Source organism: Actinophytocola sediminis (genome assembly GCF_054779715.1).
This window is the reverse complement of the sequence record NZ_BAAGXS010000010.1, coordinates 18,300-34,617: the sequence shown is the minus strand read 5'-3', so window position 1 is coordinate 34,617 and position 16,318 is coordinate 18,300. Positions and strand designations below refer to the sequence as shown.

Annotated in this window: 13 protein-coding genes; 11 read left to right on the top strand and 2 right to left on the bottom strand. The window is 73.0% G+C overall.

From position 1 onward, the window contains the following. Positions 1-12: 12 nt before the first annotated feature. Genes ACYVIP_RS06100 through ACYVIP_RS06075 form a run of 6 tightly spaced genes read left to right on the top strand, consistent with a single transcriptional unit; the run spans position 13 to position 7,365 of the window. Complete coding sequence (locus ACYVIP_RS06100) at positions 13-366, top strand: hypothetical protein (protein WP_460392909.1); 354 nt, start codon at positions 13-15, stop codon at positions 364-366. Then, on the top strand, positions 363-2,801 hold the full coding sequence (locus tag ACYVIP_RS06095; RefSeq protein ID WP_460392907.1) for an MFS transporter: 2,439 nt from the start codon (positions 363-365) through the stop codon (positions 2,799-2,801). Before ACYVIP_RS06100 ends, ACYVIP_RS06095 begins: the two co-directional genes overlap by 4 nt. Next, the gene (locus tag ACYVIP_RS06090; protein WP_460392905.1) at positions 2,801-3,631 is read left to right on the top strand and encodes a cyclase family protein; all 831 of its coding nucleotides are present in this window, start codon (positions 2,801-2,803) and stop codon (positions 3,629-3,631) included. Before ACYVIP_RS06095 ends, ACYVIP_RS06090 begins: the two co-directional genes overlap by 1 nt. Next, positions 3,628-5,100, top strand: coding sequence for an MmgE/PrpD family protein (locus ACYVIP_RS06085; RefSeq protein ID WP_460392903.1), 1,473 nt, complete (start codon positions 3,628-3,630; stop codon positions 5,098-5,100). Before ACYVIP_RS06090 ends, ACYVIP_RS06085 begins: the two co-directional genes overlap by 4 nt. Further along, positions 5,084-6,553, top strand: a complete 1,470-nt coding sequence (locus ACYVIP_RS06080) for a dihydroorotase (RefSeq protein ID WP_460392901.1) — start codon at positions 5,084-5,086, stop codon at positions 6,551-6,553. The genes ACYVIP_RS06085 and ACYVIP_RS06080 overlap by 17 nt, the downstream gene beginning before the upstream one ends. Continuing rightward, entirely contained in the window at positions 6,550-7,365 is an 816-nt protein-coding gene (locus ACYVIP_RS06075; RefSeq protein ID WP_460392899.1) for an HpcH/HpaI aldolase/citrate lyase family protein, read from the top strand. The genes ACYVIP_RS06080 and ACYVIP_RS06075 overlap by 4 nt, the downstream gene beginning before the upstream one ends. A 40-nt stretch (positions 7,366-7,405) precedes the next feature. Here ACYVIP_RS06075 and ACYVIP_RS06070 read toward each other — a convergent pair whose 3' ends face one another. Both ACYVIP_RS06070 and ACYVIP_RS06065 read right to left on the bottom strand, forming a co-directional pair. Beyond that, positions 7,406-8,173 carry an EI24 domain-containing protein gene (locus tag ACYVIP_RS06070; protein WP_460392897.1) on the bottom strand — a complete coding sequence of 256 codons (768 nt, stop codon included), beginning with the start codon at positions 8,171-8,173 and terminating at the stop codon, positions 7,406-7,408. Between the two features lie 87 nt (positions 8,174-8,260). Further along, entirely contained in the window at positions 8,261-12,391 is a 4,131-nt protein-coding gene (locus ACYVIP_RS06065) for a molybdopterin cofactor-binding domain-containing protein (protein WP_460392895.1), read from the bottom strand. Between the two features lie 218 nt (positions 12,392-12,609). On the opposite strand from ACYVIP_RS06065, the gene ACYVIP_RS06060 reads away from it, so the two are divergent. From ACYVIP_RS06060 to ACYVIP_RS06040, 5 genes are all read left to right on the top strand, one after another. Continuing rightward, a complete protein-coding gene (locus tag ACYVIP_RS06060; RefSeq protein WP_460392893.1) occupies positions 12,610-12,735 on the top strand; it encodes a hypothetical protein in 126 nt (41 codons plus the stop codon). Continuing rightward, positions 12,732-12,956 carry a hypothetical protein gene (locus ACYVIP_RS06055; RefSeq protein WP_460392891.1) on the top strand — a complete coding sequence of 75 codons (225 nt, stop codon included), beginning with the start codon at positions 12,732-12,734 and terminating at the stop codon, positions 12,954-12,956. The genes ACYVIP_RS06060 and ACYVIP_RS06055 overlap by 4 nt, the downstream gene beginning before the upstream one ends. Continuing rightward, complete coding sequence (locus ACYVIP_RS06050; protein ID WP_460392889.1) at positions 12,949-13,992, top strand: aldose 1-epimerase; 1,044 nt, start codon at positions 12,949-12,951, stop codon at positions 13,990-13,992. The genes ACYVIP_RS06055 and ACYVIP_RS06050 overlap by 8 nt, the downstream gene beginning before the upstream one ends. A 232-nt stretch (positions 13,993-14,224) precedes the next feature. Next, positions 14,225-15,238 (top strand): LacI family DNA-binding transcriptional regulator, encoded by a 1,014-nt coding sequence (locus ACYVIP_RS06045; RefSeq protein ID WP_460392887.1) that lies wholly within the window; start codon positions 14,225-14,227, stop codon positions 15,236-15,238. Continuing rightward, entirely contained in the window at positions 15,235-16,245 is a 1,011-nt protein-coding gene (locus ACYVIP_RS06040; protein ID WP_460392885.1) for a saccharopine dehydrogenase, read from the top strand. The genes ACYVIP_RS06045 and ACYVIP_RS06040 overlap by 4 nt, the downstream gene beginning before the upstream one ends. Positions 16,246-16,318: the final 73 nt, after the last annotated feature.

Below are 16,318 nucleotides of genomic sequence, written 5' to 3'. Positions count from 1 at the left end.
GAGGAGATTTCCATGGCCCGCAAGCTCGTGCTGCTGACCTACAACATCAAGCCAGGGGTGCCACTCGACGAGTACGCCGAGTACACCCGCTCGGTCGACTATCCGATCTTCCGGCAGAACCCCGGCATCCAGAACTACGCGAACTACGTCGTGCGCCGCAACGCCCGCGGCGAGGAGTGGTTCCGGCACTTCGACCTCATGTTCGTCGACGACCTGGACGCCTTCCACGCCGACGGCAAGCTGCACCACGGCGACCCGGCAGTGCTCGAGCACGCCGCCGGCTGGCGGGCGAAGTGGGGCTCGGATCCGGAGACCGGCTGGCGCACCGACGTCAACATCACCTATGCCGACGAGATCTGGGGGTGAGTGCCGGCCCGGCGAGCGGGACCACTCGGCGGGCGGTCATCCTCGCGGTGCTGATCGGCGCCGGCTACATGTTCCCGCTGTACCTGGCGGGCGCGGTCGGCGTCGCGGTGCGCTCGGACCTCGGCATCTCGGGCACCCAACTGGGTGCGGTGGTGTCCACGTTCTTCGCGGTCGGCGCGGTGCTGCTGCCCTTCGGCGGCCGGATCGTCGACGGCATGGGGCCCCGGACCTCGGCCAGGATCGCGATCACCGGCGCGGCGACCTGCCTGCTGGCGGTCGCGCTGTTGGGCGGCAGCTATCCCGGGCTGCTGGTCGCGATGGCGATCGGTGGCATCGGCTCGACGGTGGCGGCGCCGGTCGGCGGGATGCTGATCGCGCGCACGGTGCCGCCTGGCCGCCGGCCGCTGGCGTTCGCGCTGGAACGCTCCTCGATCCCGGCGGCCACGCTGCTCGCCGGCGCCGCGGTGCCCACGCTGGCGGTGGTGGTGCACTGGCGGGTGGTGTTCGCGATCGCCGCGGTCCTGGTCGCGGCCATCCTGTTCCTGCCGGTGCCCCGGCTGCCCGCCGCGAACCCCAGGACGCGGCAGGCGCCGTTGCGGCCGTTGGCGCCGCTGCTGCTGGTGGTCCTGATGTTCCTGCTGGCCTCGGCGGCCGCGATCGGGCTGAGCACGTTCTTCGTCGGCTACGGCGTGGACCTCGGCATGGCGGAGGGCACCGCGGGGGTGGTGCTCGCGGCGGCCAGCGCGGCGACGATCGGCGTGCGGATGACGCTGGGCCTGCTCGGGGTCCGGGTGCCCGGCCGGGTGACCTCGGCGGCGCTGCTGTTCGCCGGCGCGTGCGGGTTCGTGCTGCTCGCGGTGCCCTCGACGGCCGCCGCGCTGGTGGGCGCGTTGTTGGGCGGGGCGGCGGGCTGGGGGTGGACGGGCGTGGTCGGGCTGGCGGTCGTGCAGTCCCATCCGGACGCTCCCGGCGCGTCGACCGCGCTGGTCCAGGCCGGTGGGATCGCCGGTCCGCTGCTGGTGGGGGCGCTCACCGAGCGCTGGGGCTACTCGGTCGGCTGGCTGGCGCTGGCCGGGTTCGCGCTGGTCGCGGGGCTGGTCGCGGCGGCCAACGCGGGCATCTGGCGATGGGTATCACACGGGGAGCCGGCCGCAGGTGTTGACCATGCGACCAACGCATGCTTAACCTCTGAGCGGACCGGCGTTAACTATATCGGAACGACGATGGAGGGGGGCGCGGTGCAGGACGGACCGCTCACCGGAGTACGGGTGCTGGACGTCTCGACGATCCTCGCCGGCCCACTGTGCTGCCGGATCCTCGGTGACCACGGCGCCGAAGTGATCAAGATCGAGCACCCGGAGGCCGGTGACGGCATGCGGGGCCACGGTCAGGCCAAGGACGGCATCCCGTTGTGGTGGAAGGAGATCTCCCGCAACAAGCGCGCCGTCGGCCTCAAGCTGTCCACACCGGACGGTGCGGACCTGTTGCTGCGCCTGGCCGCGACCGCGGACGTGCTGGTGGAGAACTTCCGCCCTGGCACCCTGGAGCGCTGGGGCATCGGCCCGGACCGGCTGCACGAGGTCAACCCCGCCCTGGTCATCGTCCGGGTCACCGGGTTCGGCCAGACCGGCCCCTACGCCGGCCGCGCCGGGTTCGGCACGCTGGCCGAGGCGATGAGCGGTTTCGCGCACCTGACCGGCGAGACCGACGGCCCGCCGACACTGCCGGCGTTCGGCCTGGCCGACAGCATCTGCGGCATCGCCGCGGCCTCGGCCACGTCCATGGCGCTCTACGCCCGCGACCGCAACGGCGGGCGCGGCGAGGTCATCGACATCAACCTGCTCGAGCCGATCATGGACGCGGTCGGCCCCGGCGCGACCACCTACCAGCAACTCGGCGTGGTCGGGCAGCGCCACGGCAACCGCTCGACCAACAACGCGCCGCGCAACACCTACCGCACCAGCGACGACCGCTGGGTCGCGGTCTCCACCAGCGCCCAGCGCATCGCCGAGCGCGTACTGGAGTTGGTCGGTCACCCGGAGGTGATCGCGCAGCCGTGGTTCGCCACCGGCGCCGGTCGCGCCGAGCACGCCGACCTGCTCGACGGCTACGTCGGCGACTGGATCGCCGCCAGGACCCAGGACGAGGTGACCGCCGCGTTCGAGGCCGCGGGTGCGGCCGTCGCCCCGATCTACAGTTCGCGGGACCTGGTCGAGGACGAGCACGTGCGCTCGACCGAGATGCTCACCACGGTCCCCGACGAGGACTTCGGCCCGCTGCTCATGCACAACGTGATGTGGCGGATGTCGGGCGCACCGGGGCGGATCCGGTTCACCGGGCGCGCGCTGGGCGCCGACACCGACGACGTCCTGCGCGAACTCGGTGTCGACGCCGACGAACTGGCGCGGTTGCGCGCCGACCGGGTGGTGGCGTGATGCCCGCCACCACCGACACCCTGCTCGCGGCGATCGCCGCCGGGCTGGTCGTGCACGACCTCGGCCGGCCGCTGACCGTCGGCATGCCCCAGTCCCCGAACCACCCTTCGTTCTGGCACGCGCTGCCCCGCCGGCACGGCGACGTCGTACGCGCCGACGGCGGGTCCGCGGCCAACGACCTGATCACCATGGGCACCCACGTCGGCACGCACATCGACGCGTTCGCCCACGTGTCCCAGGACGGCCGGCTGCTCGACGGCTCGGACGCGGTCGAGGCCGGCCGGGGCGGCAAGTTCGCGCGCCTGGGCGCACACACCATCGCGCCGATGGTCCGCCGCGGTGTGCTGCTCGACGTGCCGGCGGCCCTGGGCACCCCGGAAGGCTGCGCGGCCGGCTACGAGATCACCACCGACGACCTGGCGCGGACCGCGAAGCGCCAGCACACCCCGATCCGCGAGGGCGACGTGGTGCTGGTCCGCAGCGGCTGGGGCAGGCTGTTCGATGACCCGGACCCGTTGGTGTACCAGGGAATGGAGTCCGGCGTGCCCGGTGTCGGCGCGGCCGGCGCCACCTGGCTTGCCGACCGGGGCGTGCACGCCGCCGGCGCGGACACCATCGCCTTCGAGCGACTCGCGCCCGGCGGCGGCCACTCGGTGCTGCCGGCACACCGGGTGTTGCTGGTGGACCGCGGGGTGTACATCATCGAGGCGCTGGACCTGGAGGGCGTCGCGGCGGCCGGCGTGCACGAGTTCCTGTTCGTGCTCTCGCCGCTGTCGATCTACGGCGCGACCGGCTCCCCGGCCCGGCCGTTGGCGGTGGTCGGCGCGTGACCACTGTGGACACTCCGACGGTGGACACGCCGACGCTCGCCGAGCAGCTGGCCGCCTTCGCCGCCGGCACCTTCGCCAGCGGGCCGCCGGCGGAGGTCGCCGCCAGCGTGCGTCACCGGGTGCTCGACGTGCTCGGGCTCTGTGTGGCCGCGCGTGAACTGGCGACCAGCAGGGCCATCGCCGGCTACGTCGCCGAGCAGGGCGGGCGGGCCGAGTCGAGCGCGGTCGGCCTCGCCGAGCGGGTGCCGGCCGCGAGCGCCGCGTTCGTCAACGGCGTGCTCGCGCACTCCCTGGACTACGACGACACCCACCTGCCGTCGGTACTGCACCCCAGCGCGTCGGTGGTGCCGGCCGCGCTGGCCGCTGGCGAGGCCGCGGGCGCGAGCGGGCGGGACACCGTCGCCGCGATCGCCGTCGGCCTGGAAGTGGCCGTGCGGTTGGGCATGGCGGGCTTCGACCGCGACCTCGGCAACTCCGTCTACTTCGAACACGGCCAGCACGCGACGTCGATCTGTGGCGCGATGGGCGCGGCCGCGGCGAGCGCGCTGCTGTTCGGGTTGGGGGAGTCCGGCGTGCGCAACGCACTCGGGGTCACCGCGTCGTTCGCCTCCGGAGTGATCGAGGCCAACCGCACCGGCGGCACGGTGAAACGGCTGCACTGCGGGTGGGCGGCCAAGTCCGCGGTCACCTCGGCCGGCCTGGTGGCCCGCGGGTTCACCGGTCCGCCGACCGTGCTGGAGGGCAGATTCGGCTTCTTCCAGGCGTTCCTGCGCGACCAGGCCGATCTGGACCAGGTCACCGACGGGCTCGGGTCGGTGTGGGCGGTGCCGGACATCTTCTTCAAACCCTATCCGGCCAACCACTTCACCCACACCGCGATCGACGCCGGACTGCGCCTGCGGGCCGACGGCGTGCCGGCCGACCCGGACCGGCTCGTAGCGATCGAGCTGCGGGTGCCGGCGGCGGTCATCCGCACCATCGGCCAGCCGATCGAGACCAAACGCGCGCCACAGACCGGTTATCAGGCCCAGTTCTCCGGGCCGTACGCGGTGGTCACCGGACTGCTCGGCGGGTCAGGGCTCGGTGCCGGACTCGCCGACTACACCGACGAACTGGCCACCGACCCGTTGCGCCGCGCGCTGATGGCCAAGGTCAGCGTCGTGCCGGACGAGCGCTGCGACGCCATTTTTCCTTACCAGTTCCCGGCCATCGTGGTCGTGCGGGACCGCGACGGTCGCGAGTGGACGGTAGAGGTGCTCGCCAACCGCGGCGGCCCGCAACGTCCACTGTCCGAAATGGACCTGGCGACCAAGTTCACGGACAACGTCGCCGGCCTGCTCGCGCCCGACGTGGCGGCGACAGTGCGGAAACTGGCCATGAACCTGGACACCGTCGCCGACCTCAGCGCGGTGTTGCAGCCCCTCACCCGCCTCGAGTCCACAGGAGACGATGATGACCGAACAGCTTGACCTGCTCGTCAGGAACGTGCGCGTCGTCCGCCACGACCGGCCGGAGCCAGAGCGCGCCGACCTCGGCGTGGTGGCCGGCACGATCGTGCGGGTCGCACCGGGCATCGACCCGGCGAGTGCGACCGAGGTGGTCGACGGCGGGGGCAAGCTCGCGTTCCCCGGCGTGGTGGACGCCCACCAGCACTGGGGCATCTACAACCCGCTGCCGGTCGACGCCGGCACCGAGAGCCGGGCCTGCGCGCAGGGCGGGGTCACCACCGCGCTGAACTACATGCGCACCGGCCAGTACTACCTCAACCGGGGCGGCTCCTACCGCGAGGTCTTCCCCGAGGTGCTCTCGTCAACGGCCGGCCGGGCCTATGTGGACTACGGCTACCACCTGGCGCCGATGATGCGCGAGCACATCGAGGAGATCCCCGAGCTGGTCAGCGAGCACGGCGTGACCTCGTTCAAGGTGTTCATGTTCTACGGCAGCCACGGCCTGCACGGGCGGTCGGCCGACCAGAACTCGTTCCTGATGATCCCCGAGGACGAGCGCTACGACTACGCGCACTTCGAGTTCGTGATGCGCGGCATCCAGGCGGCCCGCGAGCGGTTCCCCGACCTGGCCGACGAGATCTCGCTGTCGCTGCACTGCGAGACCGCCGAGATCATGACCGCGTACACGAAACTGGTCGAGCAGGAGGGCACGCTCACCGGGCTCGCGGCCTACAACGCCTCCCGCCCGCCGCACTCCGAGGGCCTGGCCGTGTCGATCGCCTCCTACCTGGCCCACGAGACCGGCCTGCCGACGATCAACCTGCTGCACCTGTCCTCGGCCAAGGCGGTGGACGCCGCGCTGCGGATGGCGATCGCCTTCCCGCACATCAAGTTCCGCCGCGAGGTGACCGTCGGGCACCTGCTGGCCGACATCGACACCGCGTCGGGCATCGGTGGCAAGGTCAACCCGCCGATCCGCCCCCGCGCCGACGTCGAGGCGCTGTGGTCCCACGTGCTCGCCGGCGACGTCGACTGGGTGGTCAGCGACCACGCGTGTTGTCGCGACGAGCAGAAGTTCGGCGACCCGCGTGCGGACGTGTTCCTGGCGAAGTCCGGCTTCGGCGGCGCGGAGTACCTGCTGCCCGGCCTGGTCACCGAGGGCTCCCGGCGCGGGCTGCCGCCGGGCGAGATCGCGCGGCTGACCGCGTGGAACCCCGCGGTGCGCTTCGGCCTGCGCACCAAGGGCGCGCTCGGCGTCGGCTACGACGCCGACATCGCACTGGTCGACCCGAGGACCGACTGGACGGTGCGGGCGGCGGACTCGGAGTCCACTCAGGAGTACACGCCCTTCGAGGGCTTCTCGATGACCGCCGCGGTGACCGACACCTTCGTGCGCGGGCACCGGGTGCTCGAGGCGGGCAAGGTCGTCGGCGAGCCGGTCGGGCAGTACCTCAAGCGGCCGACCGGCGCATGACCCCACGCAGTTACCTGTACGTGCCGGGGGACCAGGCGGACAAGTTGGCAGGGGCGGCGCGGCGCGGCGCGGACGCGCTGATCGTCGACCTGGAGGACGCGGTCGCCCCCGCGCACAAGGCGGCCGCCAGGGCCGGGGTGGCGACCTACCTCGGCGACGGCGTGGCCTGGGTGCGGATCAACGCCGAGGACCCGGCGCGGGACCTGGCGGCGATCGCCGACCGCCCCGGCCTGACCGGGGTGGTGGTGCCGAAGGCCGAACCCGAGCTGTTGGCCGAGATCGACGCGCTGCTGGCCGACCGGCCGGGGCTGCCGGTGCTGGCGTTGCTGGAGACCGCGCGCGGGCTCAGCCGGCTGGACGCGGTCGCCGAGTCGCCCCGCGTGGTGCGCCTCGGCATCGGCGAGGCCGACCTGGCCGGTGAGCTGAACCTGCGTCCCGGCCCCGACCGTGAGGAGCTGTGGCCCATCCGCTCGGCGGTCGTCGTGGCCTCCGCGACGGCTGGGCTGCTCCCGCCGGTCGGCCCGGCCGACACCTCGGTGAAGGACATGACCAACCTGCGGCGGACCACGGAACTGTTGCTGCGTCAGGGCTTTCGCGCCCGGACGGCGCTCAGCCCAACCCAGCTGGCCACGATCAACGAGGTCTTCACGCCGACCGCGCAGGAGGTGGCGGCCGCCAGGGACGCGGTGGCCAGGCTCGACCAGGCCGGTTCCGGGGTCGCGCTGGACGCCGACGGCCAGATGCTCGACCCGGCGGTGGTCCGCGCCGCGCACGAGGTGCTCGGCCGCGCGGGCGACACCGACGGGCGATGATCGACCGTGCTCGGCGCCGTGAGCGCCGAGCATATGGGAGCTATGCCGTCGCGGTCGGCTGGGTGGCGGCGCCCGGCTGGATGGTCTCCCTGGCGACGAGCACGCCGCCGACGAAGGCCATCGGCAGCACCAGGATGGCGGCGAACGGGACCAGGCACAGCAGCGACGTCGGCAGGCCGAGCCCCAGCGCGAGTCCTCGCCTGCGGGCCAACGCCTTCCGCCGCTGCTTGAGGTCCACTCCGTGGCGGTAGAAGTACACCGCGACCAGTTCCAGCGCGAGGAACCACGCGGTCACCAGCGCCAGCAGCACCGGCACCAGGGTCTGCCCGAGCACCGGCACGAACCCGATGATCACCAGCGGGATCGTGAACACCAGCGAGCGCAGTACCAGCAGCAGGCCGTCACGCAGCCCCAGCCACAGCAGCCGGCCGCCGGACAGGTCGATCGCGCCGGGAAGCTCACCGAGCTGCTCGGCCACCTTCTCCGCGATGCCCTCGTAGAACGGCCCGCCGATGGCGAGGGTCAGTGCCGAGAAGCTGATCAGGCCGATCACCAGCGCCGCGGCGAACACCGCGACCCCGGCGGCGAAGCGCACCGCGGTCCGCAGCCCGGCCGCCCAGTCGTCGGCGAACGGCGTGACCAGCGCGGCCAGGTCGTCGATCCCGAAGAACAGGGCGACCATCCCGCCGAGTAACAGCAGCGCGGTCACCACCGCGGGCAACGCGCCGATCAACAGCAGTCGAGGTGACCGGAGCATGATGCCCAGCCCCTGCCCGAAGAACCGAACACCCATCATGAAGTCTCGCACGGGGAACTTCTACCAGTGCCCGGCCCGAACCAGTACATCGGCGTACGTATCGGACATCGCGCCGGACCGGCCACAATGGACGACCCGTCAGCTCAGGTCGACCGCGCAGGCGCGGCGCACCTCCTGCACGGTGGCCGGCGCGTCGAGCCGGAACAGGCCGGGGTGCCCGCGTTCGAGCCGTGAGGTGCGCACCGCGTCCTTCACCGCGAGGAACACGCTGGTGGCCAACACCAGCGGCGGCTCGCCGACCTCGGTGGCCGACAGCGCGTCGGTCGGGTTGCCCGGCACCTCGGGCGCCAGGCCCCTCGGGAACAGGTGGGTGTTGAACTCGAGCGGGATCGTGGTCACCGCCGGCGGCTGGTACCGCCAGGCGTCGGCCGGGTCCGGCCCGCCTGCCGGCTGGAACACCAGGTCCTCGGTCAGCACGTAGCCGATGCCCTGCACGAACGCGCGCTCCACCGCGGCGATGTCCACCGCCGGGTGCGGGCTCCAGCCGATGTCGTTGGCGATGTCCGCGCGCAGCACCGTGACCTCGCCGGTGAGGATGTCCACCTCGACCGTCGAACACGCGGCGGCGTAGGTGAAGTCGGGGAACGAGTCGACCGCGCCGCCCGGCGTGGCCTCGCGGTCGACCTCGATGCCCGGGATGTCGCGCTGTTGGTCCATCGGCTTGAAGGTCAGCGCCGGCACCGGATGCCGCTCACCGCGCAGGTTCGCGGTGAACGACACCACCAGGTCCACCCGCTGCTGGTAGGCGACCTGCACCAGGTTCTGCCAGATCAGCCTGGAGGTGCCGGTGATCGGGTTGGTCCTTGGCGTGGCCCAGCCCTGCTTGCCGTAGTTCCAGAAGTCGATCTGGTTGGCACAGCACCAGTCCTGGCCCTTCTCGGCCAGCATCCGGTAGCCGAACTCGGTGAGCCGGCCCCGCAGCTGCTCACCGGCCTGCTTGACCGCCTCGGCGCTGTAGTAGGTGCCGGTCGGGGTGGGCGTGACCGCGGTGTCCCGGCCCTCGACCCGCACCAGGTCGACCGGCACGTTCAGCACGGTGGCGGCGACGACACGGGTGTCCAGCCCGCGCGCCAGCTCCACGCCACCCTGGTGGATGACCACGCTGCCGTCACTCGCGTACACCGCGAGATAGGCAACGGCCTGTTCGAGCTGGAGCAGGTTGTAGCCGGAGCCGTACTTGACCGGCAGCAGCGCGATGCCGCGCTTGCGCCACCGGTTGCGCCGGTTGAACTCGGCCACCTCGGCCACGCGCCGGTCGTACTGGCAGGTCTCCCGCAGATAGGTCCAGACCTCGCGCAGGTGGCAGTCGGTCAACGCCTGCCCGAAGGCCGTCACGTCGCCCCGCTGGTACAGGTTCCGCTCCCGGACCTCGGCCGGGTCAAGCCCGGCGGCGTACGCGGCGTCGTCGATCGCGTTCTCGATGATCAGCTTGCCCTGGATGTCGCCGAACGCGCGGAACGCGGTGCTCGGCGCCTTGTTGGTCCGGCAGACGTCGATCCGGCTGCGGAAGTTGGCGACCCGGTAGGCGTTGTCGGTCCGCAGCTGCAGACTGTTGGCGACGATGAACGAGCAGTCGTAGAACGCGCCGCCGTCGGCCAACATCCTGGTGTCGATGCCGTGCAGCAGCTTGGTTGTCGGGTCGATGGCCACCTGGTAGGCGCCGTGGATGGCGTGCCGCCTGCCGGTCATGCCGGTGTCCGCGTCGTGCGGCATGGCCAGGCGCACCGGGCGGTGCAGCGCGTTGGCCGCGACCACCGCCGGTCCGACCACGAACCTGGTCTGCTCGGTGGTGCCGCCGGCCGGGTGCAGGTCCACCTCGATGCGGTGGTGTTCGATCCCGAGCGCCATCGCGGCGGTCTGGTGCGCCTCCATCGGGCTCCTGGCCGATGGCACGATCCGCCACCGGTCGCCGGCCAACGGCTCCACCAGACAGGACTGGGGCCCAAGGTAGCGGTGCGCCTGGCCGCCGGTGGACTGGGCGTTGCTGACCAGCACGCACTCGACGCCGTCGACGATCGCGGTGGTGTGGCTCGGTTCCCGGTGCAACGGCGAGCGGTCGAGCACCCAGGACAGGTCGCTGCCGGGGCGGGTGACCTGCCAGATGTGGGAGTTGAAGTTGGCGGTGGTCGGGTGGTCGGGGAAGATCGAGCCGCGCTCGACGGCCTGCTCGATGGTCAGCACCGGCCGGCGCCACTCCGGCGGCCACTCCCGCACCTCGGTGTAGCCGAGGCAGTGCGCCGCGACGTAGTCGGCGATCGTCCCGGCCTCCTGCTCGCCGTCGGCCACCACCAGCGCGACCGCCTGCCCGACATAGCTGACCCGGCGCACCGCGAGCAGCGGCTGGTCGCCGCCAACGCCCTGGAAGTTGATGCCGTGTGCTGGCAGCTGTTCGTGGGTGACCAGGTCGAGGAAACCCGGCCAGCGCACGGAAAGGTGGGCCACCAGTTCGGCGCGCTCGACCGGACCGCCGTCGGTGCCCGGCAGGCGGAAGTGGTAGTTGGCGAGCGCGGCGGTGCTCGGCACGAACGCGGCGTTGGCCGTGCGGGCCGGCACCGGGGCCTCGCGGGTGTGGGTGAGCTGCCCGGTGGCCTGGTAGAAGGCCGTCAGCTTGATGGCGGGCTGGGCGAGCGGCGCCGTCCAGCCCTGGACGGGGTGGCGCCGCACGCCGTCGCCAGGCCAACGGACCCCGGCCGACCGCTCGGCCGCCGGCACCTCGGCCGGCGCGACCTTGAGCAGCGCGTTGACCACGGCCTTGTAGAGGAACGCGATGGCCAGCTGGACCCGGTACTCGTCGGTGACGCCACCGCCGGGCACCGTACTCAGCCGTTCGCGCCAGCTGTCCAGCTCCTCGCCGACCTCCACCCGCAGGATGTCGGCCAGGCGGCCGAAACCGGCCAGGTCGAGGGTCGAGCCGCGCAGGGCGGCCTCGGTGCGGGCCGGGCGCCACGGGTGGGGCGCGATGCCGCCGAGCACCACGACCGCGTCGGCCACCGTCGTGTTCGTCAGCCGCAGGCTGGTCGTGGCGTTGACCAGGGCGTGCGCGGTGAGGTCGCGCGGGGCGACCTTCTGCGCGAACACCGCGGCGGTGGGCGGCGCGGTCAGCGGCAGGTGGTAGGTGAGCAGGACCAGCCCGTCCAGCCAGGTCCGGTCGTCGGCGACCCGGTCGACCAGCTGGGCCAGCGGCAGCCGTTCCGGCTGGTCGTCTCCGGTCGCCCACCGCACGCTCACCTCGGCGCGCACCGCGACCAGCGCGGTGAGCAGGCCGGAGGGGAACGGCTGGCCCGCGTCGATGTGGTCGAGCACCAGCATGGTGTTGCCGCCGATGGTGGCCGTGTCGCGCACGATGGTGCCCGCGGTGCGGCGGGCCATGAACCACAGCGCGCCGACGCCGGTGTCCTCGTCGAGGACCCTGGTGCGGCGGATGTCGTCGAGCAGCTCGAGCAGCTCGCCGTAGGTGGTGCCGGCGCCGACGTCGGCCCACTCGTCGCGCACGGCGACGGCGCGCAGCTCCGGCACCAGCTGCACGTCGATCAGCACGTCGGCGGCCCGGATGTCCTCGGGGTAGACGCCGACGGAGGTGTTGCCGTTGACCAGGCGGGTGTGCCCGCCGGGGAACTCCGCCAGCAGCTCGACCAGCTCCGCCAGCGTCGCCGGGCGGCCCCACACCCGGCCGCCGACGCGCAGCCGGTTGGCCGCCGGGGGCACCGCCGTGAGTGCCTCGAACGCCCGGTCGCCGGGGAAGGTCCGGGTGCCGGTCAGGAGCGGCCGGCGGCCGGTGCGGCGGCCAGGATGGCCGTCGAGCGCGTCGTCGAGCGTGATCACCAGCCGGTGGGCGACCGGGTTCCGGCCGCCGCGCCTACCGTCGACGATCGGCGCGGCCACGGCGCGCGCGGTGGCCAGCGCGTTGCGCGCCGGCACCGGCCGCACGGTCTGGCCGGTGCCGGCGATCGTGGTCACGGCATGGCCGTCGAGCGCGCGGACCTGCCGCAGGCAGGAGTCGACGGACCGGTGGGTCAGCTCGCCGGAGTCGGCGTCCCGTGCGGACAGGATCACCGTGCACGCGCCGCAGCCGCCCGGCCCGCATTCCTTCGGGGCACCGGTGAGGCCGACGGCGGGGGAGCGCAGGTAGTCGATCAGCAGTAGGTGGGACGGCGGGTTCTCCAGCGTGACCAGTCGGCCGTTGAGCAGGAAGGAGACGGTGGCGTTCACGGTCGTTCAAGTTATTCCGGACGGCGGATTTGTCTACGACCGTCGAACGCGGCTGCTGCTCCTGACCTGCACGGAAGGTGATTTCACCCTGGTTCAGTACCGGTGGGTTCCCGCCATTGTGCCGAATGCGGGCACGATTCGCCGCGCAGTGCGACCGAGGCGGGCCGGATTTCGCTCCCGGCCACCGCATCGGCGGAACTCGAACGGGACGGACCGATGTGGCGCCCCGCGCAGCCCGCACCCGGGCACTGACCTCGCACGGGCGGCGGCTCATCGACGAACTCCTCGACCTGGAGGAGCAGATCATGGACGATCCTCCTGACATCGGAGCGGAGCTGCGATGACCAACCACGACCACGGACCGCTGTCCCACGTGCGGGTGCGCGACCACGGCACCCCGTGCCAGGACTACCCGGCCATCGAGGAGGATCCCCAGGTGCGACCCGCGGAACTACTGTGGACAGTGCCACTCGGCGAGCGGGAGGGCACCCTCCGCACGCCACCGAGTCCGCGGCGCGGGGCGCCCCGCGCCGGCCAGCACACCGAGGAGGTGCTCGGTGGTTGAGTGGGTCGACCTGCCGAGGGGCTGGCGTGGGCTCGCGTTGCGCACGGCGGAGGTCGAGGTGGTGCTGTTGCCGGAGAAGGGCTGCGACATCTACTCCTTGACCGACCGGGAGTCCGGAGTGGACGTCCTGTTCAAGACGCCGTGGGGGCTGCCGCCGCCCGCGCCCGGCGCCCTCGCGCCCGACTCGGAGAGCGCGTGGCTGGAACGCTACCCCGGCGGCTGGCAGGTGTTGTGTCCCAACGGGGGCGCCGAGACCGAGGCGCCGGGCACCCGCTGGGGCTTCCACGGCGAGGCCTGCCTGGTGCCGTGGGAGGTCACCGCGACCGGCGAGGACTTCGCCGAGCTGACGGTGCGTCTGCACCACGCGCCGCTGCGGCTGCGCCGCCGGGTGCGTCTGGAGGGCAGGCTGCTGACCATCGAGGAGTCGGTCACCAACACCTCGCCGGTCGAGCTCGAGCTGATGTGGAGCCACCATCCCGCGTTCGGCGCGCCGCTGGTCGGCCCGGAGTCGGTGATCACCACCAGCGCGCGCACCCTGGTGGCCGACGACGAGGCGCCGGGAACCCTGCTCACGCCGGGCAGCCGCCATCAGTGGCCCATGGTGTCCACAGTGGACGGAACCGAGGTCGACCTGTCCCGCATACCGGACGCGCCGACGGCCCAGCTCGCCTACCTGACCGACTTCGACGGCGCCGGCTGGTTCGCCATCAGCAACCCCCGGCTCGGGCTCGGTGTCGGCATGCGGTGGCCGACCGAGGTGTTCGGCCACGCCTGGCTCTGGCAGGAACTGCGCGCCACCCCCGGCTACCCGTGGTGGCGGGAGGCCTACGTCTGCGCGATCGAGCCGGCGACGACCTTCCCCGGCCAGGGCGTGGCCGCCGCGCGCGACAAGGGCGCGAGCCTGCTGCGCCTCGGCGGGGAGGAGACCAGGAACGTGGTGCTGGAGGCGGTGCTGTTCCGGACCGACGCCCGGGTGCGCCGGATCGGACCGCGTGGCCTGGTGGAGACCGACCAGCCGGAGGGAGCGGGCCAGTGACCCGGCGGTTCACCGATCGGATGGCGGTGGTCACCACGGCGCGACCCGGCGTGCGCGGGTCGGGAGCGTTGGACTCGGGTGTTCGGAGCGTTGGACTCGCGAGATCGGCGTCGGGTGCCTCGGCCGCTGGCATGTCGCCGTCCATGTCGCCGTTCATGTCGCCGTCCATGTGGCCGTCATCGACGGGCCGGACCCCGTAACCTGAGCGGTCCGGCGAACGGGAGGCGAGGGGTTGAGAGTCAGCATCACCGATGTGGCCAGGCAGGCCGGCGTGACCCCGGCGGTCGTCTCGCGGGTGCTCAACGACGACCCCAAGCTCCAGGTGCGGGAGGAGACCAGGGACCGGGTGCTCACCGCGGCCCGCGAGCTGGACTACACGCCGAGCCACGCGGCCAGGGCGTTGCGCCACAACCGGGCCGGCGCGCTCGGCCTGGCGGTACACGATGTGGCGAACCCGCTGTACGGGGAGATCATCCTGGGCGCGCAGCGGGCGGCCGCCGACGCCGGGCACGTGCTGCTGCTGGCCGACATCGACGGCCTCGCCCGGGGCGACGAGACCGTCCACCGCGCGGTGCACGGCGGCGCGATCGACGGCCTGCTGCTGCAGCGCGCCGGCACGGTCTCGGACCGCCGGGTGATCGCCACGGCCACCACCCGGATTCCCACCGTGCTGCTCAACGACCGCTCCAGCACGCTGGCCAGCGTCGCGCTCGACGACGCCGGCGGCACCCGGCTGGCCACCGAGCACCTGCTCGCCCTGGGCCACACCCGGGTCGCCCACCTGAAGATCGGCGGCACCCAGCGGTCCGGCCAGCGGGTGCGTGGCTGGCGGGACACGCTGACCAGGGCCGGGCTGCCGGCCGATCCCACCTGGGTCGTCGCCGGCGGGCACACCGTGGACTCCGGCCGGGCGGGCATGGCCGAGCTGCTGGCCACCGTGGCGCCGCTGCCGACCGCGGTGGTGGTCGGCAACGTGCTGGCCGCGATCGGCGCGCTGACCGCGGCCAGGGAGGCCGGCCTGCGGGTCCCCGCCGACCTGTCGGTGGTCGCCTTCCACGACGTGACCTACGCGGCGCACCTGGTGCCGGCGCTGACCGCGGTCGCCATGCCGATGCGCGAGCTCGGCGCGGCGGCGGTGACGCTGCTGCTGGAGCGCCTCGGCGGGGCCGCGCCCCGGCACGTCGTGGTCCGTGAACCGGAACCGACCCTCGTCCCGCGCGGCTCGACCGCGCCCCCGCCGGCATGACCGCCCTGTGGCTGCGCGCGGAGACCCGCGCGAGCGAGCGGCGCACGCCGATCACCCCGGCCGACGCGGCCAGCCTGGTGGCCGGCGGCACCGCGCTGACCGTGGAGGACTCGCCGAGGCGGGCGTTCCCGACCGAGGACTACGCCGCCGCCGGCTGCCCGATCGTGCCGGCCGGCAGCTGGGTCGACGCACCGGCCGAGGTGGTCGTGGTCGGGCTGAAGGAGCTGCCGGACGAACCGGCCGCGCTGCGGCACCGGCACGTGATGTTCGGCCACGCCTACAAGGGCCAGCCGGGGGCCGCGCGTCTGCTGGCCCGGTTCGCCAGGGGCGGTGGCACCCTGCTCGACCTGGAGTACCTGACCGACGACACCGGCCGCCGGCTCGCGGCGTTCGGCTACTTCGCCGGGTACATCGGTGCCGCGGTCGCCGTGCTGCACCAGCGCGGCACGCTGGACCCGCCGCTGCGCCCGACCACCCGCGCGGAGCTGGACGCCCGCATCGCGGCCACCGGGGACAGCACGCGCGCCGTGGTGCTCGGCGCGCTCGGCCGGTGCGGGCGCGGCGCGGTCGAGGCGTTCACCACCGCCGGCATCACCCCGAGCCGTTGGGACCTCGCCGAGACCCGCGACCTGGACCGCGCGGCCCTGCTCGACCACGAGATCCTGCTCAACGCGGTTCTCGCCACCGAGCCGGGCACCCCGTTCCTCACCCCGGCCGACCTCGACGAGCCGCGGCGGCTGGCGGTGGTCTGCGACGTCACCTGCGATGTCGGCTCGGACTGCAACCTGCTGCCGATCTACGACTCGCTCACCGACTGGGCGAACCCGGCCAGCAGGCTGCGCGCGCGGCCGCCGCTGGACCTGATCGCCGTGGACAACCTGCCCTCGCTGCTGCCGGCGGAGTCCAGCGTCGCGTTCTCCGCCGACCTGCTGCCCCAGCTGCGCGAGCTCGACGGCGCGCCGTGGCAGCGTTGTGCCCAGCTGTACCGCACCGCGCTCGGCCAGTGAGTTCCTTGCGGGGCAAGGCATTCTCCTACGCCGGGCGGCGGCTGGCAAACGATGATTGAATTCAGTGATCGAC